Consider the following 22,946-nt stretch of genomic DNA (forward strand, 5'->3'; position numbering starts at 1 on the left):
GCGGAAAACCTATTTGTAACTGAGGATCTTGCCCGAAGGGCTGACGGCATATTTGCGGATGTTGGCAAAGCCTGGCGGGTCGCGCTCTTCCAGGACCTGATAGGGCCGCTGGGGCAAAATGAGCGACCGCTGCTGGTGGCTATGGCCGGCCACGTCCTGCGACGCGGGGCTTTGGGCCGACAGTGGATCGAGCTGGTAGATCTGCCGCTCGACGGACGAGAAAAAGCCCGCGGATTCGAACTCTGAGCCGGAGGCCACCAGCGTCTCGGTCGTCCAGGCAAGGGCCCAGTCTTCGCCCGGCCTGCCGGCGACTTCTGCCAGCACGTCGCGCAGCGGTCCGGACTGCTGGGTAAACGTGTGGCTGTACATCGGCCCCAGAAAGAACCGTCGCAGGCGTTTTGGGTGCAGGTCGTCGAAGTCGCGGTCGAAACCGCGTGCGATCGTCACCAGCTTGAGCGAAGCGGCGGATTGCGCGGTCAGGTGGCTCTGGACGCGCGGCCAGCGGCGTTCGTCCTTGGCCAAGGGCCACTTGCCGCTGTCTTCCAGGTCGAGAATATAAATCAGCGGGATGTTCTGCTGGCTGTCGTAAACCGCCCAGTGCAGCCGGTACAGGCGCCGGTTGTCGGCGACGTTGCCCATCCAGGCCAGTCGCGGGTCATTCCGCGCCCAGAATAGTGCCCCCTTGGCGAGTTCCTCGTAATACTGGCGCTGAGAGGCGGCAAATTGCAGGTTGGTCGGCGACGACTGCTCGCGCAGGATATGGTTGACCATTTCCAGCTTCAGCTCGCGCATTGTCGGCAGCGAGCGCAAATGCTTGTCCGCCTGCATGGCGTCATTCGCCATCTGCAGCAGCTCCTGATAGATCGGGAAGCCGCTGTCCTGCCGGTCGATGTTCAGGAGCGAAGGCAGCATGTCCGAGACGCGGCCCGCCAGAAGGTATTTGTAGGAAAGCGCCGTGAAGGTGCCTGACAGCGCTTCCAGGTATTCCTTCAGAATCGGAATTTCCGTCGGAAGCGCCGTGTTCTCGTTGATGACGCTTTCCGCGACGCCCTGCAAATGCGAGATGATCCGCTCAAATTTGGCGAAGTAGCGCCGTGTTTCATGCGCTTCTTCCAGGGTTCTGTGGTCCAGGGTCAGATCCACCGTTCAGACCCTCAGGCCCCGTACGTGTTCTTGTCGTGCTTCTCGACGATCTGCTGGAATCGGCGGGCGAAGCGCTCGTCCGACTTGGCCTTTTCTTCCAGCACTTTGCGGGCGAACACCATGTGATCCTCGTGGGCTTCCATCATGTCGGCCATGCGCTGGTTGGTTGCCGAGCCGATGGCGGCCATGGCGGACTGGGCTTCCTTGTCGGTCGCCACGCCAATCTCGTTGATCTTGTGGGCAATGTCCTGCTGCTGTGCCGTCTTGAGCGACTTCACAAGCGCATCGTAAAGCACGACGCGCTGCTTGGTGTCCGTCTGCAGCTTGTTGATCAGCACCATCTGGGTGGCTGCCTGGTTCTGCAGGCTGTCGACCCAGGTCTTGCCCTTTTCGATGTAGCGCTCCAGCGTCTGGCTTTCGGCAAGCTTGACCTGTTCTTCCTGGGCAAGGCGGTTGTATTCGGCGTTCATCTCGGCAAGCTGGCTTTCCAGCTTGGTGCGCGTGGCCGCGTCGGTTTCCATGGAAATCTTGTTTTCCAGCGCAATCACGTCTGGATCCATCGCGACCAGCTTGGCCTTGATGCCTTCCAGGGTGCTGACGGTCTGTTCGCGCTGGGCCAGCGTCTCGCTGAGATTGGCTTCCACGCGCTTGGAATGTTCGTTCAGTGTGCTGAGCTGTTCCAGCAGCAACTGGCCGATGACATTCGACTTGGAAATCAGGTCCTGCAGCTTGTCGTCGATGCTGGCGGAGCGCATGCGTTCCTGACGGATGCTGTCGGAACGCTGCTTGGAAAAGATGCCGATGAAGCTTTCCCAACCGGTCTTCGTGCGCATGGCATCGAAGTCCTTGGAAAAGGTTGCGGTGACATCGTCGAGACCCATGATCAGCTCGGCGATATTGGCGCCCATGAGCTCGGTGTGCTTGTGCACATCGTCCAGGGACGCGTTCTCGATGTCGATTGAAATATCCTGCCCGGTGTCCAGCTTGGACTTCGCTGTTTCGATCTTCGAGGTCAGCTCGTCGATCTTCTGCCTCGCGGCGGCAACTTCCTTTTTCGACTTTTCAATCTGAGCGCTGAAATCCGCCATGGGCCCCTTCCGGATAAAATTTTTTCAAAGTGATTCTTATTTAGCAAGTCTTCTTGGAAATACAATTACAACGCGCTTGCCGAAACGTCATGGTTCCACATGCTTGCGGTGTGTTCCTGGGACGGCATGAAGCGGCTCAGTCTTGAAGACGGCCGGGAAAGCCGATGCTGGATGCCCGTTGTACCCGCAGCCAGAGTTGTCCGTCGAAGGCCTTCCTGTCGAGAAAATCCACACGAAGTCCAAGACTGGTGCACTCGGTGTCGATCCAGGACTTGCTGTGGCGAACGATCCCCGGTTCATCGGAAACATGGCTTGTGCCGACCCATGCTGTGCCGTTGTAGTCCTCTTCCGGGGACTTCGCAGGGAGGTAGGAAACGAGGAAAACCGCATTCTCGTTCGAGTTCTGGAGAAAACCCTCCAGCATCGTGCGGATATGAGACTTGCTGCAATGGGTCCAGATGGATCCCGCCAGAACCATGTCGAACTTTTTACCGAACACGGACAGGTCGAATTCGGCATTGTGGTCGAAACGCGGCTGTCTTTGTCGAAGGACCTGATCATCAAACAACAGATCAAGTCCCCAACGCACCCTGTCGCGGTGCGGTTCGATACCACAGTAGTTTCGCTCTCCAAGAAAGGGAATCAGCCAGTAGGCGGTCCGCAGACAACCGCAGCCGATTTCCAGCAGGCTCGTTTCCGGCGACAAGCCTTCGCGCAGGAGCTCTGCGAACTGACGTCTGCCACCTTCATCGAAGGTCTGGGTCGGCACGCCAAGAAATCCGTGGTCGAGCGCCATCTTCTCGCCAAGGCGCTGGACGTTTGTCTTTTCCTGATCCGATGCTGTCTTCATTGCCCTGTCTGTCTGCCCGCAACACGTTCCGTGTGAAGGTGTCAGGTCTCGCGGTTCGTGGTGGTTGTCCTGTCGTAACAGGACGGGAACGGGCATGTGGACTACCGCGAAACAGCACCTGCGGCAAAGGCGTATTTGAAAGCCTTTGACCTTTCACGCCGTCAACGGCTATGCCATTGTTCAGCAGACCTGATCTTCAAAAACAACAACAACAGCCCCGTCAAATCACATGAGCCAATCCGAAACGCCAGAAGAACGTTTTCCCGACGTGCATTTTTACAATGCCTCACTCACGGAGGTGCAGGAAAACGTCACAATAGGACCCGGTACACGTGTCGGTTCCATGACGATAATTCACAAGAATGCAAGCATTGGTTCTGGAACTACTATCGGGTCGCATTGCAATATTTGCGAATGTGTCATTGGCGATAACGTTTCCATTCAGACCGGCTGCCATATTACACGTGGGGTTACTGTTGAAGATGACGTCTTCATCGGCCCGCAAGTCGTTACGCTCAACGACAAGCTGAAAGGCGGACCGATGGTCTATCCTTATATCGAGCGCGGAGCGAAGATCGGTGGTGGCAGCCGCATTCTTCCGGGTGTTCGTGTCGGAGCAAATGCAGTTGTCGGTGCCGGCAGTGTTGTGACCAGAGACGTTCCTCCGGGTGCCCTCGTGGTTGGTAATCCGGCTCGTGTCAGATCTGACGGACAGGACAGGCAAGCTCAGAAATCCCCATGAAGGACCTGATCCTGAACCTTGCACCCACGGGAATGGTGCCGACCCGTGCCATGTCGTCGGCCGTGCCGCTGTCGCCGGACGAGATCATCGCCGACTGCCGCCTGTGTGCGGACCTTGGCGCGACGATCCTGCACGTTCATGCAAGAGACGAGGATGGCCGGCCAACATTCCGGAAAGACATATACGGGCGGATCATTGCAGGTATCCGGGAAACGCACCCGGATGTGATCATCTGCGTGTCCCTCAGCGGTCGGAACTTCCCGGAGTTCGAACAACGTTCAGACCCCTTGCTGTTGACTGGGGACCTCAGGCCTGACATGGCCAGCCTCACGCTGTCCTCGCTGAATTTTGCCCGCACCGAAAGTATCAATGCACCGGACATGGTTGTCCGCCTTGCAAAGACCATGGAAGACCGCGGCATTCGTCCCGAGCTGGAGGTCTTTGATGCGGGCATGGTGAATTACGCCAGGTATCTTGCAGACCGCGGGATATTGAAGCCTCCCTTCTATTTCAACGTGCTGCTCGGAAATCTCAGCAGTGCACAGGTAACGCCCCTGCATCTGGCGGCGATCACGCAGGATCTGCCTCCAGAATCCGTCTGGTGTGCAGGCGGGATCGGCGAAAGCCAGCTTGCCGCCAACACGCTGGGGCTCTTGTTCGGAAACGGTGTGCGAACCGGTCTGGAGGATTTTCTGTGGCTTGACGCGGACAGAACGCAACCGGCTACAAACGAGAAACTGGTTAGCCGGGTAAGCGAACTCTGCACGCTCCTTGGCAAGCGGTTTGCCTCTGCCTCGCAGGTTCGCGAAGCGCTTGGGATGACGCCTCATGCAGGCTGACCGTCGTCCGCTCCGGATCCTGATGACCAACAACACGCTGGATCAACCAGCCGGGTCGGAGCTTTATCTCAGGGATCTGGCGCTGTCCCTCATGCGGCGCGGGCACTTCCCGGTTGCTTACAGCCAGAGCCTTGGCCCGGTTGCCGACCGTCTCCGAGCGGCGACCATTCCTGTCGTTGACGACCTGCGGGACCTGTCCGCGGTGCCCGATGTGATCCACGGGCAGCATCATCTGGAAACGATGACGGCCGCGCTTCGTTTTCCGCAAGTGCCGGTCACCTATACCTGTCACGGCTGGATACCCTGGCAGGAATGGCCACCGGTCTTCCCGAACATCCTGCACTATGTCGCGGTTGATGACCTGTGCCGGGAACGTCTTCTGACCAGTGCGGGCGTACCGGCTGACCAGATCTCGGTTCTGCATAATTTTGTCGATCTCTACCGCTTCAGAAAGGTGCGGGACCTTCCGGACAAGCCGAAGTCCGCACTTGTCTTCAGCAATTCTGCGGCTCAGGTCCCGAAGGCGATACGTGACGCCTGCACCCGCATGGGCATCGAGCGCGTCGATATCGTTGGACAGAACTCCGGCCGCGCTGCTGCGCACCCGGAGACCATCCTGGCGGACTATGACGTTGTCTTTGCAAAGGCGCGCGCTGCAATCGAGGCAATGGCATCCGGATGTGCCGTTGTCGTCATGGATTACGGTCAACTTGGCGGGCTTGTCAGTTCCTCCAATTTGCAAAGCATGCGCGGATTGAATTTCGGCATCCGAACCTTGCAGAACCAGCTTTTGCATCAGGACAAGATCGAGCGTGAACTGGAGCGTTACGACGCACCAGATGCGCGCGCGGTGACACAGTGGATCAGGGCGAACGCCGGCCTGGAAGCTGCCGTGGATCGATGGCTGGAAATCTACTACAGGACCATCGAACGCTGGAGTGATGTTGCCGGTACGCTGCACGATGGCGAGAGACTGACCTCCGCATCGCGCTATGTCAGTCAGCTTGCACCGCGGGTGAAGGCAAAGGAAAAGGCGGAACATTGCAAAAACCTCGCCGATGCAGACCTCAGGGCGGCGAAAGCTCGGTTGGAGCGGGATACGGCAGTCGCTGCCAACAATGATGCGCGACACAAGGCGAGGATCGCTGAACTGGAAAGAGAAGTGCAGGGCCTGAGGAGGGAATTGCAGGGTCGGAAGAGGGAACTGGAAAGACACAGATTTCCTGGATTGGCTGTCCGGATGGCCTGGCAGGGGTTCGAGAAGCAGGTTCTCAAACGGTGCCGCCGGCAGATAGCGTCCTTCAGGAAGCCGAAATCGTGACCCTGCATCTTGCCGAAATTGTCTCCGAGGAACCATTGCGCGTGCTGCTGGTTGGCCTTGGCAAGATGGGCCAGCTCCATATGGAATGCCTGTCCAAAATGCCCGGCGTTTCTCTTGTCGGTATCGTCGATGAAGACGAGGGCAAAGAGATTGCTGCAAACGGGATCCCGTTCGCGCGATCGATCGATGGTCTCGCCAACGACTTTGCAGCTGCCGTTATTGCGGTTCCTGTCGAAAGGCATGCCGAGGCTGCCGTTCCGTTGCTCGCGCGCGGCATCGATTGCCTTGTCGAAAAACCTTTGTCGCTGTGCCCGAGAGAGATAGAGACGATGATTGCCGCGGCCCGCACCGGCGGCGCCAGGCTATCGGTCGCGCAGGTCGAACGTTTCAACCCGGCCATCGAAAGCACGATGGCCGCCTTGCGCAAGCGCTCAGGCAAGGTGCGCGTGCAACGGCTGTCCCGGATGCAAAGCGTTGCCGGCGGCCCGGACGTGATCGCCGACCTGATGGTGCATGATCTGGACTGGATCGTGAAACTCGAGGGAACAAGTGACTGCGAGATAACGGTGCTGGAGAGTCGAAGGACGGCAGGCCGCCTGGATTATGTCTGCTGCGGTCTCGATTTTGGCGACAGATCCTATGAGCTGGCTGCGGTCCATGGAGCCAGCGAACGGAAGCGCAGCCTTGACGTCAGGCTGGACAGAGATGAAACGCGCTGTTTCGACCTTCTTGCATTGTCGCCAGACGGGCGGCCGGACCCACTGACGCGGCAGGCCGAAGTTTTTGTCATGAGCAGAGCAGGTGACGCGGCTGAACTGGCGACAGCTGAAGAGGCGCTCGCTGTACTTCGACTGTCGGACGCAATCAGACGATGCGCATTCGAGACTTCCAAGCTACCGGAAGGTGCGGCGTGAAGGTGATTGTTCCCTTCGCCGATGTGGTTGGCGAATGGCAACCTGTCCGGGCCAAGGCTCTGGAAGGTATCGACAGGGTGTTCTCACATGGGCGTTTTGTCGGCGGTCCGGAAATTGCCGAGTTGGAACAAAAACTTGCCGGAATAACTGGGGCAAGATTTGCAGTCGCCTGTGCTTCGGGAACGACGGCCTTGCAAATGGCCATGATGGCTCTCGGCATCGGGCCGGGTGATGAAGTCATTGTTCCGGACTTTACCTTCATCGCGCCGGCGGAAAGCGCTCTTGTGCTCGGTGCGGAGCCGGTTCTGGTAGACGTCCTGCGCCCGTCCGGCCTGCTTGACCCGGATGAACTGGAAACAGCGATTTCCAGCCGCACCAAGGCCATCGTCGCGGTCTCGCTTTTTGGACTGCCTGCCAACTTCGAAGCCATCAATTCGATTGCCGCAAGGCACGGTATCCCGGTGATCGAAGACGCTGCCCAGAGCCTGGGGGCGGGGCTGGAAAACAGGCGGAGCGGCAATCTGGCGAGGCTCGGATGCACCAGTTTTTTTCCGACGAAGGTGCTTGGCGGGGCAGGGGACGGCGGAGCGGTCTTCACCAATGATGAGGTGATGGCCGGCGCGCTTCGCGAGATCCGTGACCATGGACAAGGCGGCAAGTACCATCACCTGCGGCTGGGGATGAACGGCAGGATGAGTTCGATCGCCGCAGCTGCCCTGCTTGCACGGCTCGACCGTTTCAGCAAGGCGTTGGATCGTCGCCGCAGTATAGGCGAGCTATACGACAGGCTCCTCGAGCCACTCCGGGAGACTGGTCGTTTGGATTATGTCCGCAGTCCGGACTTGGCAGGCAGTGCCCGTTCGCAATATGCCGTCGTTCTGGAGGACCGCGAAGCGCTTGCCAGAGGTTTGCGCGAGGCAGGCATAGAAACGGCAGTTCATTATCCGGCTCCACTGCACGACCAGCCGGTTCTGCAGCATTGCCGCCGGTCTGGTCTTCTCGAAACTGCGTCCATGCTGGCAAAAAGTATCCTGTGTCTGCCCATACATCCGGGATTGGCGGATGAACAGGTGAACCTCACCGTGGAACGACTTGGCGCGCTCGTGCAAGCCTGAACACCCCACTCGTTCCCGAGGCTGATGTTGGTCAGGCCCCGGTAAAGTCCAGAAACCGGCGGCTGAACAATGGCCTTGCCTCGTGACGTGCGATGAGAAGATCGCGCCAGGCGGCGGGATAATCGTCCACGGCCAGCATGTCTGTCGTTTCGTGGTCGATGCCGGTGGCAACTTCGAGCAAGGCGTCCAGATCGCTGAGATCGGGTTTTGGAAGCGTATTGCTGCGGCATGCCTGCCACATTTCAGCATAAAGATCTTCCAGTTTCGAAACCAGAAGCGGCGTGTCGAAGAGGAGGCAGTCGTCCCGGCTCTCGGTCAGGCGTTGACGAAGATCCCGCAGTGCTTGGCGGTCCTTGCCGAGGTCTGCTGCGCGCTTCACGTAATCCTCCGGCGTCAGACAGACGAGCTCCTGAAGACCAGCGGCGGTGACCAGGCTCGCACAGACCCGCGCGGCGAAACATTTTCCGGCAATCGTGAGGACCGGCACGCCCATCCAGAGGGCATCGGAGGCGGTGGTATGGGCGCCATAGGGGGTGGTGTCGAGGAAGAGGTCGGCAAGCGGATAACGTGCCAGATGGTCGGGGTTGGCCATCTTCCCGGCAAAAACCAGCCTGTCCGGAGCAATGCCTGCCGCTTCGGCACAAGCCTTGAGACGTTGGTCGGTTTCCGTTCCGCCGGTCAGCAGCCAGAGAACGCTTCCCGGTACCTTCTTCAGGATGGCGAACCAGCGGTCCAGGCAGAACCGCGTGATCTTGTGGCTGCCGTTGAAGCAGCAGAACACCGTGCCGTCTTCGGGCAGTCCGAAATCGGAGCGTTGCCAGATGCGCTCGGACACGACGCGCTTGCGGTTGTTCGGCTGGTAGCAGGGCAGGCGCAGAACCTCTTCGGAATAATAGATCTCGTGGTCCTGCGGAATGATGATGTCGTCGGCGACGATATAGTGATGGAACGGACTGGCCGTCGTGCCCGGAAAACCGAGCCAGTTGACGATGACCGGAGCCGGACGCAGTGCGACCAGCCGCGTGCGGCCTTCCCGGGTATAGCCGTTTACGTCGATCAGGATCTGGATACCGTCTTCGGCGATCAACCGCGCGGCAGCTTCGTCGTCGATGCCGGAAATGGTGCGCCAGTTGTCGGTGGTTTCCCGGAAATTCCGGCTGAGCGGATCATCCGCCGCCGGGCCGCAATCATAGGCGAAGACCTCGACCTTGGACCGCTCATGCAGGCCGAACACTTCCGCCATCAGGTGGCCGACGGCATGTTCGCGAAGATCGGACGACAGGTAACCGATCCGCAGCGGGCCGTCGTGCTCCATGGCCTTTGGCCATGCCTTCATGGGGGCGGAGGGCGTTCCGACGTCCTGGCGGCTGTAGTCGGCGCAAAGGCCAAGCTGAAACAGCGGGTCGTCGCTGAAGGCCGCCGCCGACAGGGGCGACATGGCCCGCATCTGCTGTGAAGGCGTTACCCGTTCCAGCGGCTGCACCACCGGCCACTCGCACTGGCGCTGCCGAAGGGCAATGAAATGCTGCGCGACTTCCCGTTGGTGCGGGTCGAGTTCCAGGCTCTGGCGCAGCATGCTTTCGGCTAGAACATCCTGGTTGGCGGCTTCCAGTGTGCGGGCAATCTGGTTGAGGGCCGTCAGCCGAACGGAGAGTGAAGCCGGTGTCACCGCTAGGGTCTGTTCCAGCACTGTGTTCCACTGGCCAACCGCCGCGCCGATATCCCCCTGCTGTTCCAGAACACGACCGAGGTTGATATGGGCCGCATGAAAGCCCGGATTGAGGTTCAGCGCGCGCTCCAGTGTCTCGCGCGCAGCCGCCAGCTTGCCGGTTTCGGAAAACAGCACAGACTGGTTGAAAAGCACTGCATACAGCAGTGGGTCATCCGGGTTCTGTGCCACCCAGGTGCCATAGAGAACTTCCGCGGCCCCAAAGGAGCCGTTGCCTTTCAGGGCCTCGGCCGCACCGATGAGTTCGACGATCGACAGGCTGGTTTCATTTGCCATTCGTGGCGGTCCTGGGTGTGTCTGGTGAGTCGGAATGATGGCGCAAGGATCAGGAGACCGCTACAGCCATGGCGGCGATTTGCTCAGGTGTCATGGTCGCGATCTGTGTCTCTGTGAAGTGTCCGATCTGGTCGGCGTCGAGCGCTTCGATCGACTGCGGGCCAAGAGCAGCGATCGCCTGCGCGCTGAGCGAACGGATCTGGGTTCCGGTGAGGCCGGACAGCTGGGCGTAAGACATGGCTCCGATGCGTTCCGGTGCCAGGGCACCCAGCTGCGTGACCGTCAGCGCTCCGACCTGGCGCGAAGTCAGTGCTCCGAACTGGGTAGAGGACAGGATCGAGATTTCACTGCTGGTCAGGTTGGAAACCTGGTTTGCGCTGAGGGAGGCGATCTGGGATGGGGTCAAAGCCGTGAATTGCGCGTTTGACAGGGCCCGCAACTGTACACGCACGAGGCCGGCAAGTTGTGACGCGCTCATTTCGGCGATTTCATCTGGTGACAGCCCCGCCAGCGCACTGGTGGAAATGGATCCGACCTGCGCAGCGCTCAGGCCGCTGATCTGGGTCAGGGTCAGCGCTTCTATCTGGTTTTCCGAAAGCCCCGCAATCGTCGACGGCAAAAGGGCACCGATCATGGTCGAGGTGAAGGCGGTGAACTGGTCTGCAGACAAGGCGCCAATCTGGGTTGCCGTCAGGCCGGAGACCGCCTCTCTGGCAAGAGCGAGAAGCTGTGTTGTCGCCAGACCGCCGATCTGGTCCGCGTCCAGACCGGAGATCGCCGACGCCGACAGATATTCCATCTGCGAGGTGGTGAGCGAGCTCAGTTGCGACAGCGTCAGGCCGGCAATGGCGGTGGCGGTCAGGGCTTCCAGTCCGGTCGAACCGAGGGCGCCAAGCTGCTCTGGGCTGAACTGCGAGAGCTGCGCTGCCGTCAGTCCCTTGATGCCGCTGGCCGACAGGGCCGTAATCTGCGCGGGTTTGAGCGCGGCCAACTGGTCGGTGGTCAGGGAGGCGACCTGCGCCCCGGTCAGGCCTCCGGCTGCGGCTGGCGTCAAAAGGCCAATGCGTGTGCTGGAAAGGGAGGCGATCTGGCCGGTGTTCAGTCCGCTGATCGCAGTGGCCGACAGTGCGCTGAATTGAGGATCTGTGAAGGTGGCAAGCGTCGTTGGCGAAAGCCCGGCAAGCGCTGCTCCGGACAATCCCTCGATCTGGCTGGTCGTCAGAGCTGTGAGTTGGTCTTCCGACAGCGCACTGATTTGTGCCGCACTCAGGCCGGAAACAGCATTTTGGGACAGGGCCGAAACCTGTCCTGTTGTCAGCGCGGCCAGTTGAGGTGCGGACAGGGCACCAGCTGCCGAGCTGGAAAGGCCACCCATCTCGATCAGCGACAATTGAGAGACCCGCAGTGGCGTCAGTGTGCCGATCTGCGTTGCCGTCAAGGCTGCGGCCTGGGTGGCGGTCATGCTCGCCCATTGTCCGCCGGAGAAAGCTGCAAGGCTCGTTGCATCGAGTGCGGCAATCGTGGTTGTCGAAAGCCCGGCAACATGCTTTCCGCTGAACATGGCGAGCTGGCCGGCTGACAACCAGGAGAACTGATCGGCCCCCAGACCGGACAGACCGGAATGTGTCAGCGCCGCAACCTGACGTGTGCCAAGCGCTCCGATCTGATTCTGGGTGAGAGCGCCGACTTGCGCTGCCGACAACCCCGCAATCTGTGTCGTTGCTAGTCCGGCTATCGTTCCGCTTTCAAGGGACGCGATCTGCGCTGGTTTGAGAGCTGCGAGCTGACCGGGGGTCAATGCGGAAAACTGCTCCCCGGACAATCTGGAAAGCACGGCAGTGCCGCTTCCTGCCAGGTCTCCGGGAGCAAGCGCGGCTACCTGATCCGGATCGAGCCGGGAGATCTGTTCCGATGAAAGGCTCGAGAGGACCGAGGACGAAAGTCCGCTGATACCGGCTGTCGACATTGCAGCGATCTGATTGCCGGTGAGGGCGGCGGCCTGGTCAGTCGACAGGGCACCTGTCTGCCTTGCCGTGAGGGCCTTTACCTGATGCGTGCTGAGGCTGGCGATCGTGCCCGGAGCCAGGCTTGAAATGACGCTCGTGGAGAGCCCTGCTATCTGCTCGGAAGTCAGCGACAGCAGTTTGCCCGGGCCAAGCTGGTCCGCCTGGGTCGGGGTCAGACCGGCAAGGGCTTTCGAAGACAGGCCGGAGATCTGCTTGTCGGTAAGAACGCCCAGTTGCTCGGCACTCATGGCGCCGAGACCTTCGGCGGAAAGCCGCTGCATCTGCGTTTTCGACAGGCTCTCGATCTGCGTGGTCGATAACGCACCGACCTGATCGCCGTTCAGAAGGCCGATGGTGATTGCAGCGAGGCTGGATATCTGGCTGGTCGAGAGCGCGGAAACTGCTGCCGGGGCAAGGCCTTTCCAGGCTGCGGCTGAAAGCGCGTTCAGTTGTGTTGTCGACAGGGAGGCGGTCGTCGCCGGGCTCAGGCCTGCAGCAGCGTCTCCGGAAATGGCGCTGACCTGGGTGGTGGTCAGCCCGGAAATCTGGCTGGTCGTGAAAGCTCCGATCTGATCAGCCGACAGCGATCCGATCTGCGTTCTCGTGAGCGCGCTGATCTGTGATGTGGAGAGGGAGGTGGTCTGTGTGGTGGTTAGCCCGGTCAGCGCCGCGGTGCTCAGACTGCTGATCTGCGCCCGTGACAGCGCCGCCATCTGCTCACTCGAAAAGGCTTCAAGGGCTTCATCACCCAGGCCCGCAATTTGTGTGGTGCTCAGGGCTGCAAGCTGTTCGTTGGTGAGGGCGGCTGCCTGAGTGGCCTTGAGCGCGCCGATCGTTCCGGCGCTGAGGCTTTTCACCTGTGTTGCCGACAGGGCGGATATCTGGCCGGTGCTGAAAGACTGGATCTGCGTGGTGGCGAGGCCCGCCATCGCCGTGCCGGTCAAGGCGGCCAGCTGGGCATCGCTCAAGGTTGCAATTGCGGTTCGGGTCAGGCCCTTGATCCCGGTGGCCGAAAGGGCTGCGGTTTGAGTGGTGGTCAGTGCTTCCACCTGTTCCGTTGTCAGGCGGGTCACCTGCGCCGCGTTGAAACTGGCGATCTGGGCTGCAGTCAGCGCCGCGATCTGATCCGGCACCAGGGCTTCGAACTGGGTTGCGTTCAAGGCCTTCAACTGAACCCCTGTCAGGCCGTTCAACTGGGCTGTTGTCAGGCCCGACACGTCGGAGGCGGAAAGACCTGAAAGACCTGTTGCAGACAATGCGCCGATCTGCTTGTCGCTAAGTGCCAGGATCTGCTCGGGTGACAGCGCATCGACCTGATCGTCAGTCAGGCCTTTCATCTGTGTCGTTGTCAGGGAGCCGAGTTGTGTCGTCGTCAGGGTGGCGATGGTCTCTTCACGCAAGCCGCCGATTGCGGCTGCCGTCAGTTCTCCAAACTGCGCGTTCGACAGAGAGCCGAGTTTGGTCGCCGTCACCGCCGCCATCTGCGTCTGGGTCAGGGCACGCAATTGCACGGAGCTGAACTGGGCCAGCTGGTCCGCGGACAATGCGGCGATCTGGGTTGCACCGAGAGATGCGGTCTGGGTGGCTGTCAGTCCGGCAATCTGGGTTTTCTCAAGCCCTGCAATAACGTCGCTGTTCAGGCCGGCAAGCCCGGACGTCGACAGCGAGCCGATCTGTTTGGCAGACAGCGCGGCCGCCTGGGTCGAAGACAGCACTTCGGTCTGGGTGCCGTCGAGGGCGCCTAGTGCGGCAGGTGCAAGGCTTGCCACCTGTGTTGTCGACAGGGAGGCAATCTGGTCCCGGGTCAGGCCCTTGGCCTGATTGGCGACAAGGGATGTGATCTGCGTTGTCGTGAAGGCGTCGAATTGCGCCGTGCTCAACTGGCCGACGGCGGTGCTGGAAAGAGCTGAAACCTGTGTGTTGCTCAGCGCCGCAATCTGGTCCGGTGTCAGAGCGGCGATCTGGCCGGAGCCGAGGGACGAAATGCCGGCTGCAGAAAGGGCGTTCAGGCGCTCGCCCTGCAGGGCGGAAACCTGAGCATCCGTCAGGCCGGCGGTGTTGCTGGCAAGGGCTGCAATCTGGGTGGTGGACAATGCCTGGAACTGATCGGACGACAGCGATGAAACCGCCGATGCGGTCAGGCTTTTCACCTGTGCGCCGGTGAGAGCCGCCACTTGCGTTATCGACAGCGCTGCAAGCTGGTCCGTTCCAAGGGCGGCGATTGCCTGGCCCGAGAGACCGGCAATCTGGGTCGGGGCAAGCTGGCTGAGCTGGCTCGTCGAGAAGAACCCGATCTGGGAGCCGGTCAGGCCCGACAGGGCAGTGGCGGTCAGGCTTTCCAGCCTGTCCGGCGTCAGGGCCGCGATATGGCTTTCACTCAAACCGCGGATCTGCGCCGGGGCGAGATCGGCAAGTTGCGTGTTGCCGAGCGCCGTAAACTGCTCGGCACTCAGGCTTGCGAAGGCGGTTTCGGTCAGGCTCCGCAACTGGCTGGTCGACAGGTTCGACAGGAAGCTGCCCGACAGCGCTTCCATCTGCTCCGGTCCGAGAGCGGCAATCGTGGTGGTGGAAAAGCCCTTGATGGCGGTGCTGTTGAAGGCGGCGATCTGGTCGCTGCTGAGCTGGCGGATTGTCGTGCCGTTCAGGGCTAGCGCCTGTGCATAGCCCATCGAGCCGATCTGCTCGGTGCTGAAAGTTCGGAGCTGTCCGGCGGAAAAGGCCCGCATCTGGGGAGCGGTCAGCGAGCGAACCTGCAGCGAACCGAGAGCGCCGATCTGGGTTTCATCCAGTGCGGCGATCATCGTGGTGCCGATGCCGCGCACCTGGTTGACGCTCAAGGCGCCGATCTGGTCGGTCGACAGGGCGTCGAACTGGGTCTCGTTGAACCCTGCGATCACGAAACTGGACAGGGCGCTCAGGCGTGTGCCGGTAAGAAGCGCGATCTGGGTTTCTTTCAGCGCCTTGCCCTGGGTCGCGGTGATCGAGGTCAGTTGGGTCTCTGTCAGCGCCTTGAACTGGTCTTCGGAAAACAGCGACAGGTCGCCGGCGGTCAGTCCCTGGAATTGTGTCGTGGTCAGACTGGCGATGCGTGTCTCGCTGAGGCCGGAAATGACCTCGTTGTTGAGCGAGGTGATCTGCGTTGCCGAGAAAGACGCGAATTGGTCCGCAGTCAGGGAGGCGACCTGCTGAGCCCCGAGGGCAGCCACCGCCGTCCGGGTCAATTGACCGATCTGTGAGAAGTTCAGCGCGCCGAGCTGGGTCTCGTTCAGGTAACGCGTCTGGGTCTGGGTAAGGCCCTGGATCTGGGCCTTGCTGAAATTTGCGATCTGGGGAGCCGTCAGCGCACCGATCTGCGTGGTCGTCATGGCGCCGATGGAGGTTCCGGAAAAAAACCTGATCTGCCCGGGGCTGAAGGTCTGGATCTGGTCCTCGGAGAAGGACTGAACCTGCCTGGTCGACAGCACGGAGACCTGCTGGGCCGTGAGCCCGGCAAGCTGGGAGGACGTCAGCGCGGATATTTCCGGCAGCGTCAGCCCTTTCACCTGGGTGGTCGACAGCGTGCCGATATGGGTGGCGGTCAGGGCGCCGAACTGGGTCGTCGTCAGTGCGGCGATGCTCTGGCTGCTGAGGGCGCGGAACTGGGTGCTGGCGAGCGACAGCAGCGTGTCGACGCTGATCGCCTTCACCTGCGGCATCGTCAGGCTGCCCATATGGGTGGTCGTCAGCTGGCCGGATTGTTCCGCCGTCATTGCCGCAACCTGGTCCACGGTCAGATTGCGGAATTGCGACACGCTCAGCATGCCAAGCTGGGTGCTGGCCATGCCGGAAAACTGTTCCAGGCTCAGGCCCGCCACTCTCGCGGGTGAAAGCGCCTTCACCTGCAGGCTGGTCAGTGCGGAAATATCGTCAGAGCCGAAATGCGAAAACTGGCTGTCGGAAAACCCGGCGAGGACGGATGTCGCAAAGCTCTTGACCTGACCGGGCGAAAACGCCTCGATCTGTGTTCCCGAAAGATCCTGGATCTGGGTGGCCGAAAGGGCGGCGATCTGGGGTGCCGTCAGTGCCTGCAACTCGCTCGCGGAAAAACCGGCAAGGTCCTCCGCCGTCAGTTGCCGGATCTGGGTAGTGGTCAGCGCGCGGATATGGTCCGCGTCGTCGGTGCTGACTTCCTGGTAGGTGATCGCATCGTAACTGGCGAGCGTCTGGGACGAGGTGAGGGTGCTGGTTCCAGATCCCGTCGTCGTTTGTCCGGAAGTTGTATCGGAAGATGGCTCCTCCGTGGCCGGAGACACCGACGAGCTTGCAGGTGAGACGTAGAAGGTTGCCGCGCTGGGCGTGGCGTTGATTGTCGTCACTTAAGGAGGTTCCAGAAAGCCCCATAGCGGGCCGAAGGCTGCTCAGCAACTTCCGTGCCAGTGCCTGTTTTTGCGAAAAACGCTGATTTCTCCTGTTGAATGGATGCCGGCTGTTGGTCGTGTCGGACAAAATCTGCCGCTGTCCCCAGGCAAAATTCGCCCGGTGCTGGTGGTGCGCTCGGCAGGAAATGCCCTGGCGCGGCCATGCCATGGGCCGGCATTGGCTGAGGGGTCTCCGAGCAAATGCTGCTTGATTGAGAAGCCGTCTGGCGGAATTGGCCGAGAGATTTTGATCCGCAACAGCTTTGTGATGCTGCCGGGCATCTTTGGCACGGCGCGTGCTAGGCGCGATTTAACGGCCGAGCGGGTAGGCGGCCGGGCTTTCGCAGCTACCCTGGAACACACCACAACATGTCCCTTCCCATTCTGATCACCGGAAGTGCCGGCCTTATCGGGTCCGCCCTTGTGGACACGCTGACGGCGCTGGGCCGTCCTGTCCGTACGTTTGATATTGCCGATGCTGGGCAGGACAGCCGCAACGGCGCTGCGGTTGAAGACGCGGTGCGGGGCTGCAGCGGCGTTATTCACCTGGCAGCAGTGTCCCGGGTGCTTTGGGGTGAGCATAATCCCGTGCTGTGCCGGGACGTGAATGTCGGGGGAACCCGCAACGTTCTTGCAGCTGCTGCAAGTAGCGGGAGCCGTCCATGGGTTCTCTTCGGCAGCAGCCGGGAAGCCTATGGGCCGGTCACGCGGTTTCCGGCAGATGAAGACACTGCACGCTGCCCGATGAATGTCTATGGACGGTCAAAGCTGGCAGGCGAAAAGCTGGTGGAGGCGGCCCAGGAGGCCGGTGTCAAGGCCGCGATCCTGCGGTTCTCGAACGTCTACGGCCGGATTTCCGATCATGCGGACCGCGTTGTACCTGCCTTCGCAAGAGCCGCCGCCGAAGGGCGGAGATTGCAGGTCGAGGGCCGCAATCATGTCTTCGACTTCAATTATCTGGATGATGTCGTTGACGGTATCCTGAAGATGGTCACTTTCATCGAGGCGGAACGGAAGGCGCCGCCGCCTGTGCAATTCGTCTCCGGGGTCGGCACCAGCCTGACCGAACTTGCCGAAGCCAGCGTACGGCTTGCCGGAACGGCCGCCGAAATCCACCATGTCGGGCCGCGCAGCTTCGACGTCAACGGCTTCGTCGGATCGGGGGAACGCGCCCGGCAATTGCTTGGCTGGCAAACGAAGACAAGCATAGAGGAAGGGCTTGCGCATATGGTCCGGGCCTTTGCGGATGCAAATGGCAAGGCGCAGCTTGCAGAGCCTGCATGTGGCTTCAGTGCAGGTGCTACTGACCCCGGTCTGTCCGCTGTTTGATTGCTGTTTCTTGAGCTGGTGCCGGTTGAAACGACCGGCCTGGCTTGCCCTGTTGCCATGAATCGGATTAGCTGCAGGAAAGCGTGGCCAATGGTGCCGTCTTGCTACTGCAACGCTTGCCCGCGATTTGCAATTGCCTGATATCCTTGGGGAAATTTCTTCCGTCAATCGCCGTAAAGCGGATTTTTGATTGACGTATGTCAGAATGCTGCGCGACATTGTCTCCCTGTCGGTCAGCGGGTGTCCGGTCGATCCCGCGGGGGCGCCCGGACGCTGATCGGCGTTGAAGTGGTGGATCATCTTGTCTGCGTTCACGAGAACGCGGGATGGTCCGGGAGACGTAATGGTCAAGCCAACCGTACACGATATCGCCCGCGAGGCCGGGGTCAGCCTGTCGACCGTCGACCGGGTCTTGAACGGGCGTGCGGATGTGCGCCCGAAGAACGCGGAGCGGGTGAAGGAAGCTGTTCGCAAGCTCGGCTATGTGCGCGATACCAATGCGGCCAATCTCGCCAGGCAGCGCCAGTACAAATTCGTGTTCGTTCTTCCCGAAGGGCCCAATCATTTCGTCGAAACGCTGGTGGCCGCGGTCGAAGAAGCGTCCGGTGCGCAGGTGGCAGACCGGACAGACGTCAGCGTGTTGCTGGTCGACGCCGCCGATCCGCACGCGGTTGTCGACAAGCTGAAGACCCTGGACCTGTCCGAACTGGACGGCGTTGCCATGATGGTTCCGGAAACACCGCAGGTGCGCGATGCCATCGCGCATATCAAGAGTGCAGGTGTTTATGTCGTCGCGCTGGTGTCTGACCTGCCGAACTCGAAATGCCACTATTTTGCAGGTGTCGACAATTTCTCCGCCGGCAAGACCGCAGGGGCGCTGTTGGGCAAGTTCTTGCGCAACGAGACCGGCAGCATCCTGGTGGTGACCAATTCCATGGTGGCGCGTGACAGTATCGAGCGCCGCTTCGGTCTGGACGAAGTGCTGTCGCGGGACTTTCCGCAACTGAAAACCCTGCCGACGATCGAATTCTACGACGATCCGGATCGGATCCATGAAACCCTTGACCACGCGCTCAAGGCACATCCGGAGCTGAAGGCGGTTTATTCCATGGGGTCGGGCAATGCGGCCATGCTGGATGCATTGCGTGAGCATGGCGTTGCCGGACGGTTTGTGGTGATCGCTCACGATCTGACGCCCGTAACGCGGCAGGCTCTTGCCGACGGCGAACTTGATGCCGTCATTGCCCAGAATGTCGGTCATCTCGTGCGCAGTGCCCTGCGGGTCTTGCGGGCCAAATGCGACGGCACGGACATCTATGAGGCGCAGGAAAAGATCCGGATCGAGATCATCATGCGCGAAAACCTCTATTGAGGCTGGCCGCTCCGGCCAAGAGTTCTGTCCCTTAAAAATAAGCAATATCAATATCGTGCCCTGTGTTGTCGGCATGGTTCAGGTCTGATTAACCTCGAAAAGAAAGACGTATGTCAGTTTTTTGATTGACGTGACATACGTATGTCAGATAGCGTGAGCCTGCACTTGGAGGAGTGCTGCGGTCCGGCATGCGCCGGCGCGCGACCATTCGGGAGGACTTCACCCATGAAAACTGCGAAACTTCTCGCGGCAACCGCCATTGTTGCGGTTAGCGGACTATCTGTTTCCAATGCGCAGGCCGATGAGCTGACGCTGTGCTGGGCGGCCTGGGATCCGGCCAACGCGCTGGTCGAGCTGTCGAAGGAATTTGAAGCCGAATACGGCCACACCATGAACTTCGAATTCGTGCCCTGGCCGAACTTCGCCGACCGCATGCTGAACGAGCTGAACTCCGGCGGCAAACTGTGCGATCTGCTGATCGGCGACAGCCAGTGGATCGGTGGCGGCGCGGAAAACGGCCATTACGTCAAGCTGAACGACTTCTTCGAGAAGGAAGGCATCAGCATGGACGATTTCGCTCCGGCGACCGTCTATGCCTATTCCACCTGGCCCAAGGGCGAGCCGAACTACTATGCGCTGCCGGCCATGGGCGATGCCAACGGCTGGTTCTATCGCAAGGACTGGTTCGAAATGCCGGAAATTCAGGCTGCCTTCAAGGAGAAGCACGGCCGCGACCTGGCTCCGCCCAAGACGCAAGCTGAGCTTCTGGAAGTCGCACAGTTCTTCCAGGGACGCGAGATCGACGGTCAGACCCGGTACGGCGCGTCCATCTTCACCGAGCGCGGCTCGGAAGGCATCACCATGGGCGCAACCAGTGCGCTCTATCCATTCGGCTTCAAATACGAGATGACGCCGGGCAAATACGACATGGAAGGTGCGGTCAACTCGCCCGAAGCCGTGGCGGGACTGGAGTTCTACAAGGAACTCTACAAGACCGGCACGCCGCCGGGCTACACCGACAGCTACATGGAACAGTCCCTCGATGCCTTCAAGTCGGGGCAGGTGGCCATGGCCATGAACTGGTTCGCCTTCTTCCCAGGCCTCTATGCCGACCCGGATGTGGGCGGCGACAAGATCGGCTTCTTCGTCAATCCCGGCCAGAACCGGGAAGCCTCGACGCTCGGCGGGCAGGGCATCTCCGTGGTGGCCTATTCCGACAAGCAGGATGCGGCGCTTGAGTACATCAAGTGGTTCGCACAGCCGAGCGTTCAGAAGAAGTGGTGGGATCTCGGTGGCTATTCCTGCCATGTCAGCGTCCTCAGCGATCCGAGCTTCCCGGACAGTGCGCCGTTTGCGTCCGACTTCCTTCTGGCCATGGATAACGTGATGGATTTCTGGCAGGAGCCGGCTTACGCCGAACTGCTGCTGGCGATGCAAAAACGCCTTCATGACTATGTGGTTGCCGACCAGGGCACCGCACAGGAAGCGCTCGACAAGCTGATCGCCGACTGGACCGAAACCTTCGAGGACGAAGGCAAGCTCTGACGGCTCCAGGCGAACCCTGACGATGCCAATGCGCTTGTCAGGGTTTGACCTGCCCTTGTCTCAGCAGATGGCCGGTCTTTTGGCGGCCAACTCCTGATCCTGCCTCTGCGGACGGCCCGCCTTCTGGCGGGCTGTCTCACCCTGAAAGACCGGCCGTCCCGGCCCGTGCTTTCCGGAACCGTTTCTCAAGAAGAGCGTCTCATGTCCGACACCCCGATAGACCGAGTAGCAAAGGCAACGCCGCCCACCGTTGCCGCGAAAATCCGAGGGCTTTCCGACCGTACGATTGCCTGGCTTTTTGTCGCCCCGACAATTTTCCTGCTGCTTGCGGTCAATATCTTCCCGCTGATCTGGACGATCAATCTCAGTTTCACGAATTTCCGGGCCAATCGGCCCAACCGCGATGTCGAATACATCGGCCTGCGCAATTACGAGCGCATCCTGACCGATGGCGACATCTGGCTGACCATGCAGGCGACCGCGCATTTCCTGTTCTGGACCATCGTCCTGCAGGTGCTGATCGGTTTTACACTGGCCTGGCTGATCAACCGGAAATTCAAGGGCAACGATCTGTGGACCACCCTGATCGTGCTGCCGATGATGTTGTCGCCGGCCGTTGTCGGCAATTTCTGGACCTTTCTCTACCAGCCGCAGATCGGTCTCTTCAATTACGGTGTGTCCTTCTTCACCGGGGTCGATCCGGCATCCTTCCAGATGATCGGCGACGTGGCGCTCGCGCCCTGGGCCATCGTGATTGTCGATACCTGGATGTGGACCCCCTTCGTGATGCTCATCTGTCTGGCAGGCCTGCGATCGATACCGGACTATATCTACGAGGCCGCGGAAATCGATCGGGCCAGCAAGTGGCGCCAGTTCTGGACGATCACTGTGCCCATGGTGCTGCCCTTCCTCATGCTGGCAGTCCTGTTCCGCGGCATCGAGAACTTCAAGATGTTCGATCTTGTGGTGCAGCTCACCGGCGGTGGCCCAGGCTCCGTGACCGAGCTCACCTCCATCAACCTGAAGCGTGAAGCCTTCGAGAAGTGGCGTACCGGCTATGCCTCCGCCTACGCGATCGTCCTGTTCGTGACTGTCTTCGGCCTCGCCTCGATCTACGTCAAAGCCCTGAACAAGGTGAAGGAAAGATGAGCAGCTATTCCATCACAGAACCGTCATCGCGGCAGAAGTGGGTGGCCGGGTCGCTGGTCATCGCCTACGCGGTCATCACCCTGCTGCCGCTGGTCTGGATCCTGACGACAGGGTTCAAGTCTCCGGTCGATGCCATCGCCTATCCTCCGAAGGTGCTCTTCGAGCCGTCTCTGGAAGGCTACGTCAACCTCTTCACCACCCGCACCCGCGTATCGCCGGAACAGCTTCAGGCGCTGCCGCCGCCCGCTACCTGGTACGAGGAAATCGTCCGCAACCGCGACATGGTGATCGCGGGCCCCTCCCGCTACGGCGAAAGGTTCCTGAATTCGGTCATCATCGGCTTCGGCTCCACCTTCCTGTCGGTGTTCCTCGGAACGCTCGCCGCCTATGCCTTTTCAAGGTTCAAGGTGCCGCTGAAGGATGACCTGCTGTTCTTCATCCTGTCGACAAGAATGATGCCGCCGATCGCGGTCGCGATCCCGATCTTCCTGATGTTCCGCACCCTTGGGCTGTCGGATACGCACCTGGGCATGATCCTGCTCTATACGGCGGTCAATATCTCGCTTGCGGTCTGGCTGCTGAAGGGCTTCATCGACGAGATCCCGCGAGAATACGAGGAAGCGGCGCTGATCGACGGCTACACCCGCTTCCAGGCATTCTACAAGGTGGTGTTGCCGCAGGCGGCAACGGGCATCGCCTCGACGGCCATCTTCTGCCTGATCTTCTCGTGGAACGAATATGCCTTCGCGGTGCTGCTGACCTCCGGCACGGCCCAGACGGCTCCCCCCTTCATTCCGACCATCATCGGCGTCGGCGGCCAGGACTGGCCGGCGGTCGCGGCAGGGGCAACCCTGTTCCTGGTGCCGGTCATGGTCTTCACCATCCTGCTTCGCAAACATCTCCTGCGCGGCATCACCTTCGGAGCGGTCCGCAAATGATCAGCGATTTCATGAGCGGCCTCGTCCGCCTGCGCCGCGGGTCCTGGGAAATGCTCGCATCCCTTCTGATCGCCATTGGTGTGATCATGCTGATGCAGCCGGTCTTCCTGTGGGCCTACACCTATTCCTTCATCGTCACGCTGACCGGAACAGTCATGTTCATCATCGTCAGCCACTTTCCGGAGTGACTGTC

At 60.6% G+C, this 22,946-nt stretch carries 16 protein-coding genes; 11 read left to right on the forward strand and 5 right to left on the reverse strand.

The features are described 5' to 3' along the window. Nucleotides 1-9: 9 nt before the first annotated feature. The 3 genes from ACP90_RS06195 to ACP90_RS06205 all read right to left on the reverse strand — a co-directional run bounded on the left by ACP90_RS06195 (nucleotide 10) and on the right by ACP90_RS06205 (nucleotide 3,081). Nucleotides 10-1,143, reverse strand: a complete 1,134-nt coding sequence (locus ACP90_RS06195; protein ID WP_062487362.1) for a hypothetical protein — start codon at nucleotides 1,141-1,143, stop codon at nucleotides 10-12. 11 nt (nucleotides 1,144-1,154) lie between these two features. Beyond that, nucleotides 1,155-2,231: a hypothetical protein gene (locus ACP90_RS06200; RefSeq protein WP_062487364.1), complete on the reverse strand. Its 1,077-nt coding sequence runs from the start codon at nucleotides 2,229-2,231 to the stop codon at nucleotides 1,155-1,157. Nucleotides 2,232-2,367: 136 nt separating this feature from the next. Then, the gene (locus ACP90_RS06205) at nucleotides 2,368-3,081 is read right to left on the reverse strand and encodes a class I SAM-dependent methyltransferase (protein ID WP_062487367.1); all 714 of its coding nucleotides are present in this window, start codon (nucleotides 3,079-3,081) and stop codon (nucleotides 2,368-2,370) included. Nucleotides 3,082-3,310: 229 nt separating this feature from the next. On the opposite strand from ACP90_RS06205, the gene ACP90_RS06210 reads away from it, so the two are divergent. From ACP90_RS06210 to ACP90_RS06230, 5 genes are read left to right on the forward strand one after another with little or no spacing between them, the layout of a single operon-like run. Then, nucleotides 3,311-3,823, forward strand: a complete 513-nt coding sequence (locus tag ACP90_RS06210; protein WP_062487369.1) for an acyltransferase — start codon at nucleotides 3,311-3,313, stop codon at nucleotides 3,821-3,823. After that, nucleotides 3,820-4,662: a 3-keto-5-aminohexanoate cleavage protein gene (locus tag ACP90_RS06215; RefSeq protein ID WP_062487371.1), complete on the forward strand. Its 843-nt coding sequence runs from the start codon at nucleotides 3,820-3,822 to the stop codon at nucleotides 4,660-4,662. The genes ACP90_RS06210 and ACP90_RS06215 overlap by 4 nt, the downstream gene beginning before the upstream one ends. Beyond that, nucleotides 4,652-5,983: a glycosyltransferase gene (locus ACP90_RS06220; RefSeq protein WP_062487372.1), complete on the forward strand. Its 1,332-nt coding sequence runs from the start codon at nucleotides 4,652-4,654 to the stop codon at nucleotides 5,981-5,983. Before ACP90_RS06215 ends, ACP90_RS06220 begins: the two co-directional genes overlap by 11 nt. After that, complete coding sequence (locus ACP90_RS06225; protein ID WP_145915716.1) at nucleotides 5,980-6,897, forward strand: Gfo/Idh/MocA family oxidoreductase; 918 nt, start codon at nucleotides 5,980-5,982, stop codon at nucleotides 6,895-6,897. Before ACP90_RS06220 ends, ACP90_RS06225 begins: the two co-directional genes overlap by 4 nt. Then, nucleotides 6,894-8,012, forward strand: a complete 1,119-nt coding sequence (locus tag ACP90_RS06230; protein WP_062487376.1) for a DegT/DnrJ/EryC1/StrS family aminotransferase — start codon at nucleotides 6,894-6,896, stop codon at nucleotides 8,010-8,012. Before ACP90_RS06225 ends, ACP90_RS06230 begins: the two co-directional genes overlap by 4 nt. Before the next feature lie 31 nt (nucleotides 8,013-8,043). Here the strand turns inward: ACP90_RS06230 and ACP90_RS06235 are convergent, their stop codons facing one another. Together ACP90_RS06235 and ACP90_RS06240 are read right to left on the reverse strand one after the other, a co-directional pair. Beyond that, nucleotides 8,044-10,017 (reverse strand): tetratricopeptide repeat protein, encoded by a 1,974-nt coding sequence (locus ACP90_RS06235; RefSeq protein ID WP_062487377.1) that lies wholly within the window; start codon nucleotides 10,015-10,017, stop codon nucleotides 8,044-8,046. A 49-nt stretch (nucleotides 10,018-10,066) separates the two neighbouring features. Further along, nucleotides 10,067-16,378 carry a hypothetical protein gene (locus ACP90_RS06240; RefSeq protein ID WP_062487379.1) on the reverse strand — a complete coding sequence of 2,104 codons (6,312 nt, stop codon included), beginning with the start codon at nucleotides 16,376-16,378 and terminating at the stop codon, nucleotides 10,067-10,069. 411 nt (nucleotides 16,379-16,789) lie between these two features. Here ACP90_RS06240 and ACP90_RS06250 point away from each other — a divergent pair, with 411 nt between their 5' ends. The 6 genes from ACP90_RS06250 to ACP90_RS06275 all read left to right on the forward strand — a co-directional run bounded on the left by ACP90_RS06250 (nucleotide 16,790) and on the right by ACP90_RS06275 (nucleotide 22,941). After that, nucleotides 16,790-17,749, forward strand: coding sequence for an NAD-dependent epimerase/dehydratase family protein (locus ACP90_RS06250; RefSeq protein WP_062487383.1), 960 nt, complete (start codon nucleotides 16,790-16,792; stop codon nucleotides 17,747-17,749). 343 nt (nucleotides 17,750-18,092) lie between these two features. Then, nucleotides 18,093-19,121, forward strand: coding sequence for a LacI family DNA-binding transcriptional regulator (locus ACP90_RS06255; protein ID WP_023003179.1), 1,029 nt, complete (start codon nucleotides 18,093-18,095; stop codon nucleotides 19,119-19,121). A gap of 225 nt (nucleotides 19,122-19,346) precedes the next feature. Further along, entirely contained in the window at nucleotides 19,347-20,666 is a 1,320-nt protein-coding gene (locus ACP90_RS06260; RefSeq protein ID WP_062487385.1) for an extracellular solute-binding protein, read from the forward strand. Nucleotides 20,667-20,867: 201 nt separating this feature from the next. Then, nucleotides 20,868-21,815, forward strand: a complete 948-nt coding sequence (locus ACP90_RS06265) for a sugar ABC transporter permease (protein ID WP_031270370.1) — start codon at nucleotides 20,868-20,870, stop codon at nucleotides 21,813-21,815. Beyond that, the gene (locus ACP90_RS06270; protein ID WP_023003182.1) at nucleotides 21,812-22,753 is read left to right on the forward strand and encodes a carbohydrate ABC transporter permease; all 942 of its coding nucleotides are present in this window, start codon (nucleotides 21,812-21,814) and stop codon (nucleotides 22,751-22,753) included. The genes ACP90_RS06265 and ACP90_RS06270 overlap by 4 nt, the downstream gene beginning before the upstream one ends. Then, nucleotides 22,753-22,941: a hypothetical protein gene (locus tag ACP90_RS06275; RefSeq protein WP_035908047.1), complete on the forward strand. Its 189-nt coding sequence runs from the start codon at nucleotides 22,753-22,755 to the stop codon at nucleotides 22,939-22,941. Before ACP90_RS06270 ends, ACP90_RS06275 begins: the two co-directional genes overlap by 1 nt. Nucleotides 22,942-22,946: the final 5 nt, after the last annotated feature.

It is taken from the genome of Labrenzia sp. CP4 (genome assembly GCF_001579905.1).
Taxonomy (GTDB): Bacteria; Pseudomonadota; Alphaproteobacteria; order Rhizobiales; family Stappiaceae; genus Roseibium; species Roseibium algicola.